This is a genomic window from Novosphingobium sp. Gsoil 351 (genome assembly GCF_009707465.1).
Taxonomy (GTDB): domain Bacteria; phylum Pseudomonadota; class Alphaproteobacteria; order Sphingomonadales; family Sphingomonadaceae; genus Novosphingobium.
This window is the reverse complement of the sequence record NZ_CP046120.1, coordinates 1,360,316-1,374,984: the sequence shown is the minus strand read 5'-3', so window position 1 is coordinate 1,374,984 and position 14,669 is coordinate 1,360,316. Positions and strand designations below refer to the sequence as shown.

General features: G+C 67.3%; 18 protein-coding genes and 1 tRNA gene. 10 read left to right on the top strand and 9 right to left on the bottom strand.

Going from position 1 to position 14,669, the window contains the following annotated elements; genetic code table 11:
* Positions 1-112: 112 nt before the first annotated feature.
* Positions 113-2,728 (top strand): TonB-dependent receptor, encoded by a 2,616-nt coding sequence (locus GKE62_RS06530; protein ID WP_195908637.1) that lies wholly within the window; start codon positions 113-115, stop codon positions 2,726-2,728.
* An 84-nt stretch (positions 2,729-2,812) separates the two neighbouring features.
* Here GKE62_RS06530 and GKE62_RS06525 read toward each other — a convergent pair whose 3' ends face one another.
* Positions 2,813-3,715 (bottom strand): transglutaminase-like cysteine peptidase, encoded by a 903-nt coding sequence (locus GKE62_RS06525; RefSeq protein ID WP_154691537.1) that lies wholly within the window; start codon positions 3,713-3,715, stop codon positions 2,813-2,815.
* 138 nt (positions 3,716-3,853) lie between these two features.
* On the opposite strand from GKE62_RS06525, the gene GKE62_RS06520 reads away from it, so the two are divergent.
* Entirely contained in the window at positions 3,854-4,516 is a 663-nt protein-coding gene (locus tag GKE62_RS06520; protein WP_154693589.1) for a TIGR02281 family clan AA aspartic protease, read from the top strand.
* Positions 4,517-4,525: 9 nt separating this feature from the next.
* Here the strand turns inward: GKE62_RS06520 and GKE62_RS06515 are convergent, their stop codons facing one another.
* From GKE62_RS06515 to GKE62_RS06505, 3 genes are all read right to left on the bottom strand, one after another.
* On the bottom strand, positions 4,526-4,801 hold the full coding sequence (locus tag GKE62_RS06515) for a hypothetical protein (protein WP_230206966.1): 276 nt from the start codon (positions 4,799-4,801) through the stop codon (positions 4,526-4,528).
* Between the two features lie 118 nt (positions 4,802-4,919).
* Positions 4,920-5,105, bottom strand: a complete 186-nt coding sequence (locus tag GKE62_RS06510) for a hypothetical protein (RefSeq protein WP_154691535.1) — start codon at positions 5,103-5,105, stop codon at positions 4,920-4,922.
* 288 nt (positions 5,106-5,393) lie between these two features.
* The gene (locus GKE62_RS06505; RefSeq protein WP_154691534.1) at positions 5,394-5,717 is read right to left on the bottom strand and encodes a hypothetical protein; all 324 of its coding nucleotides are present in this window, start codon (positions 5,715-5,717) and stop codon (positions 5,394-5,396) included.
* A gap of 269 nt (positions 5,718-5,986) precedes the next feature.
* On the opposite strand from GKE62_RS06505, the gene uvrA reads away from it, so the two are divergent.
* Together uvrA and GKE62_RS06495 are read left to right on the top strand one after the other, a co-directional pair.
* Entirely contained in the window at positions 5,987-8,962 is a 2,976-nt protein-coding gene (gene uvrA / locus GKE62_RS06500) for an excinuclease ABC subunit UvrA (protein WP_154691533.1), read from the top strand.
* A gap of 159 nt (positions 8,963-9,121) precedes the next feature.
* A complete protein-coding gene (locus GKE62_RS06495; protein WP_154691532.1) occupies positions 9,122-9,361 on the top strand; it encodes a hypothetical protein in 240 nt (79 codons plus the stop codon).
* Positions 9,362-9,381: 20 nt separating this feature from the next.
* Here the strand turns inward: GKE62_RS06495 and GKE62_RS06490 are convergent, their stop codons facing one another.
* Both GKE62_RS06490 and GKE62_RS06485 read right to left on the bottom strand, forming a co-directional pair.
* Positions 9,382-9,699 carry a hypothetical protein gene (locus GKE62_RS06490; RefSeq protein ID WP_154691531.1) on the bottom strand — a complete coding sequence of 106 codons (318 nt, stop codon included), beginning with the start codon at positions 9,697-9,699 and terminating at the stop codon, positions 9,382-9,384.
* A gap of 192 nt (positions 9,700-9,891) precedes the next feature.
* A tRNA-Val gene (locus GKE62_RS06485) sits at positions 9,892-9,967 on the bottom strand.
* A 248-nt stretch (positions 9,968-10,215) separates the two neighbouring features.
* On the opposite strand from GKE62_RS06485, the gene GKE62_RS06480 reads away from it, so the two are divergent.
* The 6 genes from GKE62_RS06480 (at position 10,216) to GKE62_RS06460 (ending at position 13,054) form a co-directional block, all read left to right on the top strand.
* On the top strand, positions 10,216-10,440 hold the full coding sequence (locus GKE62_RS06480) for a hypothetical protein (protein WP_154691530.1): 225 nt from the start codon (positions 10,216-10,218) through the stop codon (positions 10,438-10,440).
* A 55-nt stretch (positions 10,441-10,495) separates the two neighbouring features.
* Positions 10,496-11,077: a helix-turn-helix transcriptional regulator gene (locus GKE62_RS06475; RefSeq protein ID WP_195908635.1), complete on the top strand. Its 582-nt coding sequence runs from the start codon at positions 10,496-10,498 to the stop codon at positions 11,075-11,077.
* 41 nt (positions 11,078-11,118) lie between these two features.
* The gene (locus tag GKE62_RS06470; protein WP_154691528.1) at positions 11,119-11,478 is read left to right on the top strand and encodes a hypothetical protein; all 360 of its coding nucleotides are present in this window, start codon (positions 11,119-11,121) and stop codon (positions 11,476-11,478) included.
* 54 nt (positions 11,479-11,532) lie between these two features.
* Positions 11,533-11,961, top strand: coding sequence for a hypothetical protein (locus tag GKE62_RS18425; RefSeq protein WP_195908634.1), 429 nt, complete (start codon positions 11,533-11,535; stop codon positions 11,959-11,961).
* A 116-nt stretch (positions 11,962-12,077) separates the two neighbouring features.
* A complete protein-coding gene (locus GKE62_RS18420; protein ID WP_230207063.1) occupies positions 12,078-12,542 on the top strand; it encodes a JAB domain-containing protein in 465 nt (154 codons plus the stop codon).
* Positions 12,539-13,054: a hypothetical protein gene (locus GKE62_RS06460; RefSeq protein WP_154691526.1), complete on the top strand. Its 516-nt coding sequence runs from the start codon at positions 12,539-12,541 to the stop codon at positions 13,052-13,054. The genes GKE62_RS18420 and GKE62_RS06460 overlap by 4 nt, the downstream gene beginning before the upstream one ends.
* Before the next feature lie 96 nt (positions 13,055-13,150).
* On the opposite strand, the gene GKE62_RS18875 is transcribed toward GKE62_RS06460, so the two are convergent.
* The 3 genes from GKE62_RS18875 to GKE62_RS06450 all read right to left on the bottom strand — a co-directional run bounded on the left by GKE62_RS18875 (position 13,151) and on the right by GKE62_RS06450 (position 14,664).
* Positions 13,151-13,636, bottom strand: coding sequence for a hypothetical protein (locus GKE62_RS18875; RefSeq protein ID WP_230206965.1), 486 nt, complete (start codon positions 13,634-13,636; stop codon positions 13,151-13,153).
* Positions 13,637-13,751: 115 nt separating this feature from the next.
* On the bottom strand, positions 13,752-13,940 hold the full coding sequence (locus GKE62_RS18870) for a hypothetical protein (RefSeq protein WP_230206964.1): 189 nt from the start codon (positions 13,938-13,940) through the stop codon (positions 13,752-13,754).
* Positions 13,941-14,211: 271 nt separating this feature from the next.
* The gene (locus GKE62_RS06450) at positions 14,212-14,664 is read right to left on the bottom strand and encodes a murein L,D-transpeptidase family protein (RefSeq protein WP_154693588.1); all 453 of its coding nucleotides are present in this window, start codon (positions 14,662-14,664) and stop codon (positions 14,212-14,214) included.
* Positions 14,665-14,669: the final 5 nt, after the last annotated feature.

The window sequence follows — 14,669 nt, the reverse complement described above, 5'->3', positions numbered from 1 at the left end:
AATGTGCCCGCGGCGCGCATTGCATAGACAGTGCCCCCGGCGCCCGCAATCTAAGCGGCGCCTTGCCGACAGCGAAGCGCCAAGCTTCGCGCGGCGTATTTGGGAGGGCACTATGGCTAGTTCGGCGCGCAATACCCGCAAGAATCCGATCGTTCGCAATGGCCTGTTGGCATCCTCGGCGATGCTCGCGGCCATGATCCTGCCCCAGGCCGCGTTCGCGCAGGATGCGACCGCGCCCCAGGCCAGCGAAGACGCCGACGTGCCCCAGGGCGAGATTATAGTCACCGCGCGCAAGCAGAACGAAACGCTCCAGGAAGTTCCGGTGACGATCGCGGTGGTCAGCGGCAAAACCCTCGACGACTACCACGCGACCAAGGCCGAAGACGTCGCCAGCCGGGTGCCCACGCTCAACGTTCAGGTTGGCGGTTCTGGCTCTGGCGGCACGATCGCGCTGCGCGGGGTCGGCTCGTCGGCGATCTCGGCCTCGTTCGATTCGGCGATCGCGTTCGATTTCGACGGCATCCAGGTCAGCACGATGCGACTGGTCCAGGCCGGGTTCTACGACGTCGGCCAGATCGAAGTGCTCAAGGGCCCGCAGTCGCTGTACTACGGCAAGAGCGCCTCGGCCGGCGTGTTCTCGATCAAGTCGGCCGATCCCACCCGCACTTGGGAATACGGTGCCAAGGCTTCCTACGAGTTCGAGGAAAAAGGCAAAGTCTTTGGCGCTTATCTCTCCGGGCCGATCAGTGACACGCTGGGCATCCGCATTGCCGGGCAGTATACCGACATCGACCGCTATCAGCGCCTTCAGGCGAACACTCCGGCAGTCCACAATCCTCGTCGACTCAAGGACTTCGTCGGTCGCGTAACGTTGAACTGGGAGCCAAGCGACCGCTTTACCGCCAACCTGAAGGCCCAATACGTCCGCAACGAGAACGACGGCGCGATCGCGCAGTCGGATATCTTCTGCGGTGTGAATGGCCGCGCCGACGAAGTGTATCTGTTGAGCGGCGTGGTGGCGATCCCGGCGGGCTACGATTGCAAGGTCGGCAACGGCAAGTATTTCACTCCCGATACTGCCCCGCCGCTCGCCTCGTCGGTGCCGCTGCCGTCCAAGGCTGCGGGCTTCAACGGCGTGCCGTTCGGCAAGACGGACCTCTATTTCAGCCGACTGCGGATGGACTACGACGTCACCGATGCGCTGAAAGTGACTTCGGTCAGCGGGTACGTCGATCTTAACGCGCAGGACGTCGATAACTACTCGTACAGCGGCATCGGCCCGGCGTTCTCGCCGCTGGGCAACGCGCTCGGGCTTCCGCTTGCAGCGCTTGCCCCCGCGCTAGGAGCGATCAACGGGCCAGGCGTCCCGCTGGGCGTCGGAACCAGCGATCCGGTCAATAAGCTGCGCCAGTTCAGCCAGGAGTTGCGCATCCAAAGCGACTTCGACGGGCCGCTCAACTTCATGGTCGGCGGGTTCTACGAAGATCGCAAGTTCACCTTCGATACCGCGCAGCAAGCGGTCAACATCTCGCTGATCGGACCTGACGTCACGCGCAACCTGCAGGGTGGCGGACAAGCAATCGGAACAGGCTACACGTTCGATTACAAGAAGATCCATATCACGAAGACGAAGGCCTATTCGGTCTTCGGCAGCCTGACCTACAAGCCGACCGATCAGCTCGAAATTTCCGGAGGGTTGCGTTACACCGACGAAAAGAAGGTGAACACGATCTACGTTCCCTACGTGAACAACCGACTGGCCTATGTCGAAACATCCCCGGGTTCGGGAATCTACAAGCCCAGCCCGGTCTTCCTCCAGAGCGGATTCCGCTCGGGGCCGATCCGGTTCAAGGATAGCAATGTCTCGCCCGAAGCGACGATCAAATACAAGGTCAGCCCGGACTTCAACGTCTTCGCTTCCTACAAGACCGGCTTCAAGTCCGGTGGCATCGACAACTCGGCGCTACCTTCGAACAGCCTCAGCCAGGCTGCCCTGACCGGTAATTTCGGCGCTTTGATCTACAAGTCCGAAAAGTCGAAGGGCGGCGAAATTGGCTTCAAGTCGCAACTTGCCGATCGGACGTTTACCCTGAATGGGACCGTCTACTACTACAACTTTACGAACCTGCAGATTCAGATCTTCAATGCCACCGCGGTCCAGTTCATCACCCTCAATGCGGGTAAGGCAACGACCAAGGGGGCGGAGCTCGAATTGGGCTGGCGCTCGCCGGTCGAGGGGCTGAATTTCTCCGCAAATCTTGCTTACCTCGATGCCAAATATAAGAAGTTCATTCTGCCCGGCCCAGACGTGGTGCTCGGCACAGCCGACGACGTGAATCTAAGCGGGCGCAAGCTTTCGCGCGCGCCGAAGTTCGCGGGCAACGTGGCGTTCGATTATAAGGTCCCGGTGGGCGATACGATGGCGCTCGGCTTGGGCGCGAACGTGGTATATTCGGGGCGCTACATCACCAATAATGCGCGGCGGACCGACTACGTCCAGAAGTCGTTTGCGACGATCGACGGTCGAATTTCCTTCGGCGAGCGCGACGATCGGTGGAAAATCGCCCTGGTCGGGGTCAACCTGGCCGACAAGATCGTCACCCAGACCTCTGGCGACCGTCCGTTCCTGGCGCCCGCCAACGGCTTCGGGGTCCCGGTCGGCGACGACATCATCCTCAACCAGAACCGCGGCCGCCAGGTCTACGTTGAGGGCAGCGTCAAGTTCTGAGTTAGCCTGTCACGCAAGGCGGCCGGGCGAGGTATCCTCGCCCGGCCGCTTTTTATGGGCGCGCCGGAGCGCAACACCTGAAGATCAGTACCCGTGCAGCCACTTTCCGCCTGAGCTGTAGCTCAGGATCGGGCGGTAATCGTTGGCCTCGCTGGCGTCGAGCAAGCGGTCGGTGTTGTTGTCGAGCAGCCAGAAACGGCCCTCGCTCCTGACCACCAGCAGGGCGTGGTCGGCGCCCCGGGCGAGATCGCGGGCGATGGTCAGGTACATGTCCTCGCCGCGCACCCCGGCCCCCGCGAGCAGCGCCATCTTGAGCAGCGCGATGTCCTCGCAATCGCCCGCGCGGCGCTTGAGCGTGGTCCGCGCGTCGGCCCAATAGTCGGCTTGACCATAGAGCTGGCGGTCTTCGACGTAACGGATCTTCGCGTTGGCCCAGCTGTTGACCGCCGCGATGGCAGCTTGGCCGGGATGGCCCCCACTCACCCCGGCCAAGCCCGCCCCCAAACTTCCATGACGCACGCGGTTCCACTGCGCGTCGAACCCGGTTTTGCGCACCGCAAGGCGGCGGCTGCCAAGAAAATCGTCGGCACCTGGCACGCGGACGCCTAATCCCGGTCGCATCGTCGCGAAATCGACTTCCGGGCGCACGAACATTGCGCACTCCCCGCCCGAGCGCGGGACCAGGCCAGTGCCAGGCAGCGCCGGTACGGCGGCAGATGGCGCCAGCCCGGCCTGCTGCTGGCGCATCAACTCGAGCGCACTGGGCTGTCCGCCGAGGATCGCCGCCGACTTGCTCAGCGCCGCCGGAACCGCGCGCGCCTCGCCCGCGGCGGGCTGGGCGAGCGCGGCGCATTGGCCCTGCTCGAACGACGCGGCGGCGGCCAGCGCCAGCGGCATCGTCCCCAACGCGACCGCGGCATGCGCGGCCGCTGGCAGCGCGGTGGCGGCCAGTGTGGCGATGGTCGCGGCAAGAATGCGCCGGTGCATGGCGCGCTTCTGCCGCAGCCCCCCTCAAGGCTGGGTGGAGCAACCTGGTTAACGCCAGCCTTCGCAGGCTTAACCAGAATGCCTGCCGTCTGGGGCTTCAGGCTTGCGAAAGGCGCGGCCCGCCACGATCTTCCGAAGATGGACGTGGATGGAGCCTTGCCCGGCTGGACCTCGGGCCTGATGCAGTCGCCGCTGCTTGCCGCGGCGGTGATCGCAATGGTCGTGACGCTCGCCGGCTCGCTGATCGGCGGCGCGACCCCGCGGGCCGGCCGGATCATGCGCGCAGGCGGCAATCTGGCGCTGATCGCGGTGGTCGGGATGACCGTGCTCCAAGTCGCGCGGCTGTCAAACCCTGCACTCGACCTGGCGCTACCGCAAGTCGGCCTGCCCGCGCAGCGCATCGTGGGTAGCGAGACCCGCATCCCCCTCTCGCCCGACGGGCACTATTGGATCGAGGCGATGGTCAACGGCGAGCCGCGGCGGTTCCTGGTCGATACCGGCGCGACGCTGACCGCGGTTTCCGAGGTCTTTGCCGGGAAGAGCGGTATCCAGCCTTCGCCGGGACGGATGCCGGTGCAACTGCGCACCGCGAGCGGGACGCTGATGGCGCGCATTGCGACGATCGGCGAGTTCAGCTTCGGCAACGTCGTCGCGCGCGATCTCGATGCGGTGATCGTGCCGGGCATGGAGGGGATGAACGTGCTGGGGATGAACTTCCTCTCGCGGCTGAAGGGCTGGCGGGTGGAGGATGGCGAACTGGTGTTGGTGCCCAACCACCCGCAAGGAGCGCCCAAAGCCTAGAGGGTTCGCTTACGCTGCCCTCAGCGGCTTATCCTCCAGCGCCGCGCGGGCGAGGCGTTCGATCGTGGCGCTGGTCTCGGCCATCGAGTGGCGGACCTGGTGGAGCATCCGCCACACTCCTGCGTCACCCACCAGCACCTCGATCGCGCGCTCGCGCTCGGGGCGGGTGCGGGGCAGATGATCGCCAAACAGCGCCTCGATCCACGCGCGGCGTTCTTCGCCGGCGATCGGTTTGGCCGCTGCGCGGATCGTCGGAGCATGTGCCGCACGGGCCTGGCTGCGCATCAACAAGCGCATCGTCGATCTCCAGTACATCATGATTCTCAGTATCGCATCCACGCGGCGATACCGCGGTGAGGCGGCTCACACTTGCGGAAGTGGCCGGGCGGCTGGCGGCGATTGTTCAGGCCGCGTGAAGTTCTGTCCCATCGGCGCGGAACAAGTCGGCGAACGACTTGCGCTGGGTCGAGGTCGGCTCGCCCTGGTCAGACACGGCGGCTTGGGGCTCGGCGGCCTGAGGGGCAGGCTTTCCGCCGCCGAACAGGCCGATGGCGGGAGCGGTGGGGCGGGGGGCGGTATCGGCGGTCATCAGCGTGGTCTCGAACGGGTGGAGCCTGGGGAGGCATTGTCCGACGTGGGGCGTCGTCAGGCTCTCCTTAAGCCAAGCGATTCGCAGAAAATTGTACCAATTCGACATTCGCCGATTTATGCCCGACCGGGGGACGAGACGCCGATGCCGAGCGACGAGCGACCAGGCAGGGCAGCCCCCAGCGCCTCGCCGCCCGCGGCGCATCGGCGGCCCCTATCGCGACGGCTCGGTGCTGTTGGTGCCTTTGCGGGCGAGCCGCAAGGACGGCGGCTGGGGTGAAGCCGGGGACTAGCGCGCACAATACTCGCGATAGCCGGCACGGCACTTGGCGACCGCGCGGCGCCAGGCGGCCATCTCGCGTTCGTATTGCGCCTGGCGCGAGGCGTTGACCCGCGGCCCTTCGCGGTAGGCGCGCCAGCCTTCGGCGTAGCGCGCGTCGCGCTGCTGGATATAGGCGAGCTGGTCTTCGTTGAGCCGCTTGATGATCGCCTTGTCGCGCGCCCGCGCCGCGGGGCTGCGCATCGACGGATCGCGTGGATCGTCGGCGACCGCCGCGGTGGAGACGAACGCGATGCCCAGCGCCAGTGCGCCGGCGAACAGCCTGGTATTCATGGGTGACCCTCCCTTTTCCCTCCCGCCAAGTATTCGCCGAGAGGGTTAAGTCTTTCCAGTGCGTTGGGGTAAACGCAGCGCAGCCGGGCGCGCGGGCAGGGCGGTTCGGCGCGCGCCGTCCGCCGTTTCCCGCGCGGGTTACTTTGGGGCCATCGCATCGCCCGATCGCGCGCTTGCCGAGTTGCAACCTTGGCCTGCGCCCCCCACCTGTGGCCTTCTCCTGCCTTCCCCTTGCCTCCCGCGAACAAATCTGGAACAGAACCACCCTTATGTCCGTCAATCAGATCGTCGTGCGGGGCGCGCGCGAGCATAATCTCAAGGGTTTCGACGTGGCGCTGCCACGCGACTCGCTGATCGTGATCACCGGGCTGAGCGGCAGCGGCAAGTCCAGCCTGGCGTTCGACACGATCTATGCCGAGGGCCAGCGGCGCTATGTCGAGTCGCTCTCGGCCTACGCCCGCCAGTTCCTCGAGATGATGCAGAAGCCCAATGTCGAGCATATCGACGGCCTCAGCCCCGCGATCAGCATCGAGCAGAAGACCACCAGTCGCAACCCGCGCAGCACGGTGGCGACGGTGACCGAGATCTACGACTACATGCGCCTGCTGTGGGCGCGCGTCGGGGTGCCTTATTCGCCCGCGACCGGCCTGCCGATCGAGGCGCAGACGGTCAGCACGATGGTCGACCGGGTGATGGCGCTGCCCGAGGGGACGCGGCTGTTCCTGCTCGCCCCGGTGGTGCGCGGGCGCAAGGGCGAATACCGCAAGGAGCTCGCCGAATGGCAGCGCGCCGGCTTCACCCGCGTGCGCATCGATGGCGAGACGATGGCGATCGAGGACGCCCCCGCGCTCGACAAGAAGTTCAAGCACGACATCGAGGTGGTGGTCGACCGGATCGCGGTGCGCGCCAGTACTCCCGAACAAGGGGGCGTGGAGACGCGGCTGGCCGACAGCTTCGAACAGGCGCTCAAGCTGGCCGACGGGCTGGCCTATGTCGATCTGGCCGACGGCAACGTCCCGGGCCGCGAGGAAGAGGACGCGCAGGGCACCAACCTGAAAGGGGCGGGCCTGCCCCCCAACCGCATCGTGTTCAGCGAGAAGTTCGCCTGCCCGGTCTCCGGCTTCACCCTGGAAGCCATCGAGCCGCGGCTGTTCAGCTTCAACGCCCCGCAGGGCGCGTGCCCGGCGTGCGACGGGCTGGGCGAAAAGCTGCTGTTCGATCCGCAGCTCGTCGTCCCCAACGAGGCGCTCAGCCTCAAGAAGGGCGCGGTGGTGCCGTGGGCCAAGTCCAACCCGCCGAGCCCCTACTACATGCAGGTCCTCGCCAGCCTGGGCGCGGAGTACGGGTTCGATCTCGACACCCCGTGGAGCGAGCTGGGCGAGGCGGTGCACGACACCATCCTGTTCGGGACCAAGGGCAAGCCGATCCCGCTGACCTTCAAGGACGGGCGCAAATCCTACACCGTGCGCAAGTCGTTCGAAGGGGTGATCGGCAACCTCAACCGCCGCCTGCTTCAGACCGAGAGCACGTGGATGCGCGAGGAGCTGGGCAAGTACCAGACCGCGCAACCGTGCGAGACCTGCCACGGCGCGCGGCTCAAGCCCGAGGCGCTGAGCGTCCGAATCGCGGGCGAGAGCATCTCCGGCCCGGTCCGGCTCAGCGTCGCCGACGCCAAGGCGTGGTTCCTCGCGCTCGAGCCGAAACTGAACAACCAGCAGCAGCAGATCGCGCGGGCGATCCTCAAGGAGATCAACGAACGGCTTGGTTTCCTTGATAATGTCGGGCTCGATTACCTGAACCTCGACCGAACTTCAGGTACGCTGTCGGGCGGCGAATCGCAGCGCATCCGCCTTGCCAGCCAGATCGGCAGCGGCCTGTCGGGCGTTCTCTACGTGCTCGACGAGCCGAGCATCGGCCTCCACCAGCGCGACAACGACCGGCTGCTCGAAACCCTGAAACGCCTGCGCGATCTGGGCAACACCGTGATCGTGGTCGAGCACGACGAGGACGCGATCCGCCACGCCGACCATATCGTCGATCTCGGCCCCGGCGCCGGGGTCCACGGCGGCGAGATCGTCGCGCAGGGGGTACTGGCCGACATCCTCGCCGCGCCCGAAAGCCTCACCGGCCAGTACCTGTCGGGCGCGCGCAAGATCGCGGTGCCGCCGGTCCGCCGCCGCGGCAACGGCCACCACATCGTGGTCGAGAACGCCCGCGCCAACAACCTGCGCGGGGTGACGGCGAAGTTCCCGCTCGGCACGTTCTGCTGCGTCACCGGGGTTTCGGGCAGCGGCAAGTCGAGCCTGACGATCGACACGCTCTATGCCGGCGCCGCGCGCGCGCTCAACGGCGCGCGGGTGCTGGCGGGCGCGCACGACCGGATCAAGGGGCTGGAGCTGTGCGACAAGGTGATCGAGATCGACCAGTCGCCGATCGGCCGCACCCCGCGCTCCAACCCCGCGACCTACACCGGCGCCTTCACCCAGATCCGCGACTGGTTCGCCGGCCTCCCCGAAAGCCTCGCCCGCGGCTACAAGCCCGGGCGGTTCAGCTTCAACGTCAAGGGCGGGCGGTGCGAGGCGTGCCAGGGCGACGGGCTGATCAAGATCGAGATGCACTTCCTTCCCGACGTCTACGTCACCTGCGAGGAATGCGGCGGGCGGCGCTACAACCGTGAGACGCTTGAGGTGAAGTTCAAGGGCCACAGCATCGCCGACGTGCTCGACATGACGATCGAGGACGCGGAAGCCTTCTTCAAGGCGGTGCCATCGATCCGCGAGAAGATGCACATGCTGGGCGAGGTCGGCCTGGGCTACGTCAAGGTCGGCCAGCAGGCGACCACGCTGAGCGGCGGCGAGGCCCAGCGGGTCAAGCTCGCCAAGGAACTCAGCCGCCGCAGCACCGGGCAGACGCTCTACATCCTCGACGAGCCGACCACTGGGCTGCATTTCGAGGATGTCCGCAAACTCCTCGAAGTGCTCCACCGCCTCGTCGACCAGGGCAACAGCGTGGTGGTGATCGAACACAACCTCGACGTGATCAAGACCGCCGACTGGGTGCTCGATCTGGGGCCGGGCGGCGGGGTGCGCGGCGGCGAGATCGTCGCCGAAGGCACGCCCGAGAAGGTCGCGGCGGATAAGAGAAGCGTGACGGGGTTCTACCTCAAGCCGCTGCTGGAGCGGCAGGCGGCCGCGGTGGTGGAGAAGGCTCCGGTGCGCAAGGGGCGGAAGACGGTGGCGGCTTAGAGCCCCCAATCAAACGGTGCTAGACCGGAGGCGCCGCCCTCGCCGCCTGCGCCCCCGCATCGGCGGGATCCGAAGAAAAATCCCCTGGACAGTGGTCCAAATGATCCAGCCTCGACGGAGAGGAGGACGACGAGGGCGACTTTCCCGGGTGCGGCGGAGGTGCCTCGGCCCCGCGACTGCCTGACCGAGGACGACTGCCGGTGGTATGGCAAGCGGCTCGCGCGGATGGACGCGGCGCGCCCCCCGGGGGTCCTGGAGCCGCACGAGTTTCCCGGCCATGACGAGGGCAGGGTCGACAAGCGGCAGCTCATCGCGTTCGAGCAGGGCGTCGAGCGCTGGTGGCTGGTGGTGCCGCCGGGACCGAACGACGTTCCCGACGGCTGGCATTACGCCGAGTGACGCGCCACCGCGCGTCGGCTTCAGCCCAGGTGGCGGACGCGGGTCACCGACTTGCAGCTGCGCATCCGGCGCCCGTGCTTCCACCAGGTCTTGCAGTGGCGCGACGCGCTCGCGACCGCGGTGTGGCCGTGGCGCGTGGCCACCGCGGTCTTGGTGCGGGTGGTGACGCGCTGGTCGGTGCGGCCGCTCATCCCGTCGACGTGGGTGCGGGTGGTGGTCTTGGTGGTGCCCGCGGGCGTGGTGACGGTGGTGGTCTGCTTCACCGGCATCTGCGCGGTGGCGGCGGTGGCGCCGGTGACGCCGATCAGGGCGGCGGCGGCAAGGATCAGGCTACGCATCGGTTTCTCTCCTGGTGGTGCACGGCGCTTCCGCAGGGTCGCGGCGGCGCCACGCTGACACGGCTTGCGGGAAGCCGCGTGGCGTCGGCTCAATCGCCCGGCGCGGGCATCGTTCCGCGCGAACGCGAACCTGACCGATTTGTAATGTGGCGCGCGGGCTCCCCCGGACACGCCGCCCGGTGGGGCCGGGCATGGTGGGCGGTGACGGGCTCGAACCGCCGACCCTCTCGGTGTAAACGAGATGCTCTACCAACTGAGCTAACCGCCCGCAGGCGCCCCGCGGGGGCGTGCGACAGGCGCGCAGATGCGCGGGATCGCGGCGGTCGTCAATGCCCGGATGCGGCAGGCGGCGCCGGAAAAGGGCAGGCCGGGCCTCGCCGGGCCGGCGCGGCGAGGGCTTGGCGGAGACTTTCCCCGGACTCGCCAGGCGAGTAGAACAGCGTATGGCGTTGGGGCGCGAGTGGGGCTAGGATACGCGCCATCGGGTAATCGATTGGATCGGAGGGACCACTTGGTATGACCCATGCGCCGGCCGCGCCGCTGGACGAAGGCTGTTCCCACGGGGATTCCCGGATCGAGGAAGCCCTGGCGGCGCTGTCGCGGGCGCTCGCGATTCTCGATGCTCTGGAACTTCCCAGCATCGCCACGCATGTCTCGCTCGCCTACGAACTGGGCAAGGAGCATTGCGGCGCGCTGGCCAAGCCGGGCGGGCCGCAGCCCACGGAGGCGGAGATAAGCTGACCGTATTTGGCGAATGCCGGGCGCGCGGGTATAGCCTACGCGGCGAGGGACCATGATGCACCAGATCGCGCAATTTCCCGAGTGTCCGGATCTGATCGAGGACGACGGCCGCCTCGGCGAAGAGCAGCGCGCACAGCTGGCCCGGATCACCCCGAAGCAGCGCGAGGTGCTGCGCCTCGCCCTCGTCCGCAAGTCGTCCAAGGAAATCGGACGCGAGCTGGGCATCGCCCCGCGCTCGGTCGATCAGCGCCTCGACGCCGCCCGCATCACCCTGGGCGCGGCCAGCCGCTTCGAGGCGGCGCGCAAGTTCAACGCCCTCGTCCGCACCAGTGAAGGGCTAACTAGTGAGCCGTTCCTGCTTGGCGAAAGCGGGGCAGAGCGGGGAGGGATGGCTGGCGAACAGCCGCTTTACGTGTTTGGCGATGCGCTGCACTTCTCCGGCGGTCCCGCCTGGGAAGACAGCACCCCCGTCGACCCGGCCGCATGGCAGCGGTTCGTGCCGGGGCTGCCCAGTGCGGCGTCGGGATCGCGGGACCGGATCGTGTGGATCATGATCGGCGCCGTCTCGATCCTGACGCTGGTGCTCATTGGGCTGGCGGTCGTCGAGAGCCTGAAGAGGCTGGTCGACGGCGGCTGAGCGGGGTCGCCTCGGGACACACCAACCCGAGGAGTCCATCGATGCTCACCATCGTCGCCGCGAATACCGAAGTTCCCCCGGTCAGCCAGGCCGCCGCCGCCAAGGTCGCCCGGGAGATAGCTGCCCTCGAAGCATCGATCGACCAGTCGATCGCCCACGCCGCGGCGCTCGCGGCCACCATCGTCGACACCCGCCGAGACAGCGGGCTGCCGGTTCACGCCGGTCAGTTGGCGCTTATCCGCCTGCAACGCGCCCAGGCGCAGCTTGTGGCTGCATCGAGCGACACCTTCCGCGTCCATGACGAGCTCTCGCGGCTCGCCAGGACGCTGATGATTTGGGAAGACCCGACCGAACCTTCGGGCCTGCTTGACGACAATCAGGCATTGGACGCGGTGGCCTGAGGCGCTGCTCGCCATGCTTGACCAAACCGGGTGCGAAGTGTTCGACAGGAGTCGATGCTTCGCTACCTGCTGCAAATGGCGCTCATGCTTGCCGTCGCCGCGTACGCCTGGCGTCGCGGCGGTCAGCCCGAACGTGTTGCAGCCGCGGCGTTCGTCTCCCAGGAGGTGGTCGATCGCGCCTTCCACCTCCTCGTGGCCGCGCCTAACTATCGCGAGGTCGACCTGTGGCACATGAGCCTCGACCTCGCTCTGCTCGGCACCCTCGTGTGGCTGGCGTTGCGGGCACCACGGGTCTGGCCGATATGGCTAGCCTCGGTCCAGCTTGTCGCGACGCTCGGCCACTTCCTGCGCATCATCGAGGTGGAGACGCCCCCGGTGGTTTACTGGGCAATAGCCACGGCTCCCTCGTATTTGCTGATATTGCTCCTCGCCGTGGGCACTTATCTCAACGATCGCACGCGAAACCCCAGGCTGACTACCTAGCCGCGCTGCTCGCTCCGCTGAGCGGTGATCAGGCGCCGACCCATTCGGTTTCGCTGCTCGATCGGTTCGGCTCAATAGCCGGAGTCGCGGCCGCGCGCCGGCGCGAGTTGGCCGAAGTGTTCGGCCCCGGCTCGACCCTGCCCGGCCAGATTGCAGCCGTGAGGAGGCTGCTGCACGCCGGCTTGCGCGAGCAGGTCACGCGCGGACCGCTCGATTCCGCGTCGCCGAGCCTCCTGCAATTCGTGGTGGCACATTTCTGCGGACTACAGCACGAGGAGATGCTCGCGCTGTTCGGCAATGCCGGCGGCCAGTTCATCGATCATGAAACCGTGGCGGCGGGACCTTCGCACCGCATGGAATTCTCACCGGCCCAGCTGTTTCGGCGCGCCGTGGCGCTCGGCGCGGTGGAAATCGTGCTGGCCCACAATCATCCTTCGGGCATCGCCCAACCCAGCGCGGACGACCTCGCATCGACTCGTCGCGTGGTCCGCGACGCCAAACTGCTGGGGATCGTGGTGCGAGACCATCTGATCGTCGGTGGCAATGCCGTCTTCAGCATGTCGCGGGCGGGGCTGCTGTGAGCCGCGGTCAGGAAATCCGCGAGATCGCGCATCGCCTGCTTCAGCTCGCCGATGACGAGGATCATCAGCCCTGGGTCCGGAGCGAGACCGTTCCGTATGGATCGGACTCTGAGGGCGCGGGCGATCCGGTCCTGCTCGGGCGCCTGGCCGAATCGATGCTGCGCGCCCGCCGCCTGCGCGACACGCATTTCGATCCCGACCTGTTCGCGGACCCGGCCTGGGACATGCTCCTCGACTTCTACGTGCAGCGCGCCGCCGGGCGGCGGGTCGACGTCAAGGGCGCCTGCATGGCCGCGCACGTTCCGGAAACGACGGCTCTGCGCTGGATCAACCTGCTGGTTAGCCGCAACCTGATCGTTCGCGAGGTCGACGATAGCGATCGGCGTCGCACCTTCCTCGGCCTGACCCGCGAGGGGGAACGAACGATCACCAGATACCTGATCGCGGCAAGTCGCCACGTTCGTCAGTCTCAGCCAGTCCCGTTCATGCTCGTCAAAAGCGAGCCGTCCTGAATGCACGGAACTGTTACGACCGTGATGATTTCGCCGCTTCGACAAAAGCTGAAATGCCCGACCGGGCGGGATCGCTCTGCCGGTGTTGTGACGCGCTTAGACCGCGTACTCGGCCCCTTTGCCGATCTCGGCGAAATAGCGGATCATCGCCTCGGCGGCGCGATCGGTCGGGGCAATGGAGGCGCGGCGGCGGTCGATCGCGTCCTCTACCCGCTCGAGCAGTCCGGCTTCTGTCATCAGCGCGATCCAGCGCAGCGCGGTGGTGGGCGGAACGCCGCTGGCAATGCACAGGCTGGTGACCGAGACGCGTTGGCGCTCGGCCCGCGCGGCGGCGAGATCGAGCAGCATGTCCCACGCCGGGTCGGCGAACAGCTCGCCATCGAAAAACCGTGCGCGAGCCTGGCGTTGGCGGATGATCCGGCGGATCAGTCGCGGATCAAGCGAGACAGGGTGGGGCGCGCCCGCCGGACGGTGCCGACCGTCCTCGCCCGGCGCGCCGTCGAACGGGGTCGACGCAGTCTCGACCCGCAGGCTTGTGGGCCGGGCGTGTGGCGCCGCGGACGGCGTATCGAACCGCTCCATCCCTCCGCCAGCCGGCCGACCTGCTCGGTCAGGCGGAGCAGGGTCACGCGGTCGTCGGCGGTCGGTTCGCGCACGCGCCCGCGCGGCATGCCGGCCAGAACCTGGCCGAGCGCGATCACCCGCTCGGCCCGGCTCGGTTCGACCGCACTTGCGCGCCCGAGCGGTCGAGGCAGCCGAACACGTCGTCGAGCGCGGCAAGGCTGATCGAAACAACAAGCTGCGCGCCCGCGTGCGCGGCGCGCAGATCGTTCCGGGCGAGCGCCGCCAGTGTCGCGCCGTCGACAAACGGCGCATCGATCAGCACGACCTCGCCCAGCGGGCATGCTTCCTCGCCGTGGAGCCCGGTCAGGGTGCCGCGGTGGGTCGGGCGGAACCCGGCGGCTTTGGCATCTCGCCGCGCAAGCCGGCGCGATCGGCGAACAGCGCGACAGACAACGCGAGGTGGCCCGCGCGATAAGAGGGCGCCTCGTCCCAAGCCGGGTCGAAGCGGAAGGGCTTGGGGCATTCCGATCGCTCGCGAAGCGTTGTGCAAACAGGAAGAGAACAACAGAGATCACATCAAGAATACTTGCGGATCAGGCGACGATCTCGATGAGCGTGCCATCGCCGACGAGCGACCATAGCTCTTCGATCTCGGGGTCGGACAAGGCAATGCAGCCGTCGGTCCAGTCGCCCTCGAGCCGTTCGCCAGCGCTGTTGGGCTGGCCATGAACAAAGATGTCGCCGCCGGGCGAGCGGCCCCGTGCGCGGGCGTAGGCGCGATCCGCGTCGCTGGGGTACGAGACGTGGAGCGAGAGATGGTAGGCGCTGCGCGGGTTGCCGTAGTCGATCGTGTAGCGCCCTTCGGGGGTGCGCTCGTCGCCCTCGAAATGCTTGGCGCCGACCGGCTCGTCGCCAAGCTGGATGCCGGTGTAGGTGCGCACCGCCCGGCCCTCGGTGTAGAGGGTCAGGGTGCGGTCGGACTTGTCGACGAGGACGAGGTCGACGGGCGCGGCCGGCTGCGCCGCAGCGGGTGCGGCGAGGAGCATAACGA

Coding starts and splice junctions, on each gene's coding strand:
- GKE62_RS18875 (WP_230206965.1), bottom strand. CDS start 13,636: ATGGAGCGGTTCGATACGCCGTCCGCGGCGCCACACGCCCGGCCCACA.
- GKE62_RS18425 (WP_195908634.1), top strand. CDS start 11,533: ATGCTTCGCTACCTGCTGCAAATGGCGCTCATGCTTGCCGTCGCCGCG.
- GKE62_RS06525 (WP_154691537.1), bottom strand. CDS start 3,715: ATGCACCGGCGCATTCTTGCCGCGACCATCGCCACACTGGCCGCCACC.
- GKE62_RS06450 (WP_154693588.1), bottom strand. CDS start 14,664: ATGCTCCTCGCCGCACCCGCTGCGGCGCAGCCGGCCGCGCCCGTCGAC.
- GKE62_RS06510 (WP_154691535.1), bottom strand. CDS start 5,105: ATGACCGCCGATACCGCCCCCCGCCCCACCGCTCCCGCCATCGGCCTG.
- GKE62_RS06515 (WP_230206966.1), bottom strand. CDS start 4,801: ATGCGCAGCCAGGCCCGTGCGGCACATGCTCCGACGATCCGCGCAGCG.
- GKE62_RS06520 (WP_154693589.1), top strand. CDS start 3,854: ATGGACGTGGATGGAGCCTTGCCCGGCTGGACCTCGGGCCTGATGCAG.
- GKE62_RS06505 (WP_154691534.1), bottom strand. CDS start 5,717: ATGAATACCAGGCTGTTCGCCGGCGCACTGGCGCTGGGCATCGCGTTC.
- GKE62_RS06480 (WP_154691530.1), top strand. CDS start 10,216: ATGACCCATGCGCCGGCCGCGCCGCTGGACGAAGGCTGTTCCCACGGG.
- GKE62_RS06530 (WP_195908637.1), top strand. CDS start 113: ATGGCTAGTTCGGCGCGCAATACCCGCAAGAATCCGATCGTTCGCAAT.
- GKE62_RS06490 (WP_154691531.1), bottom strand. CDS start 9,699: ATGCGTAGCCTGATCCTTGCCGCCGCCGCCCTGATCGGCGTCACCGGC.
- uvrA (WP_154691533.1), top strand. CDS start 5,987: ATGTCCGTCAATCAGATCGTCGTGCGGGGCGCGCGCGAGCATAATCTC.
- GKE62_RS06470 (WP_154691528.1), top strand. CDS start 11,119: ATGCTCACCATCGTCGCCGCGAATACCGAAGTTCCCCCGGTCAGCCAG.
- GKE62_RS06475 (WP_195908635.1), top strand. CDS start 10,496: ATGCACCAGATCGCGCAATTTCCCGAGTGTCCGGATCTGATCGAGGAC.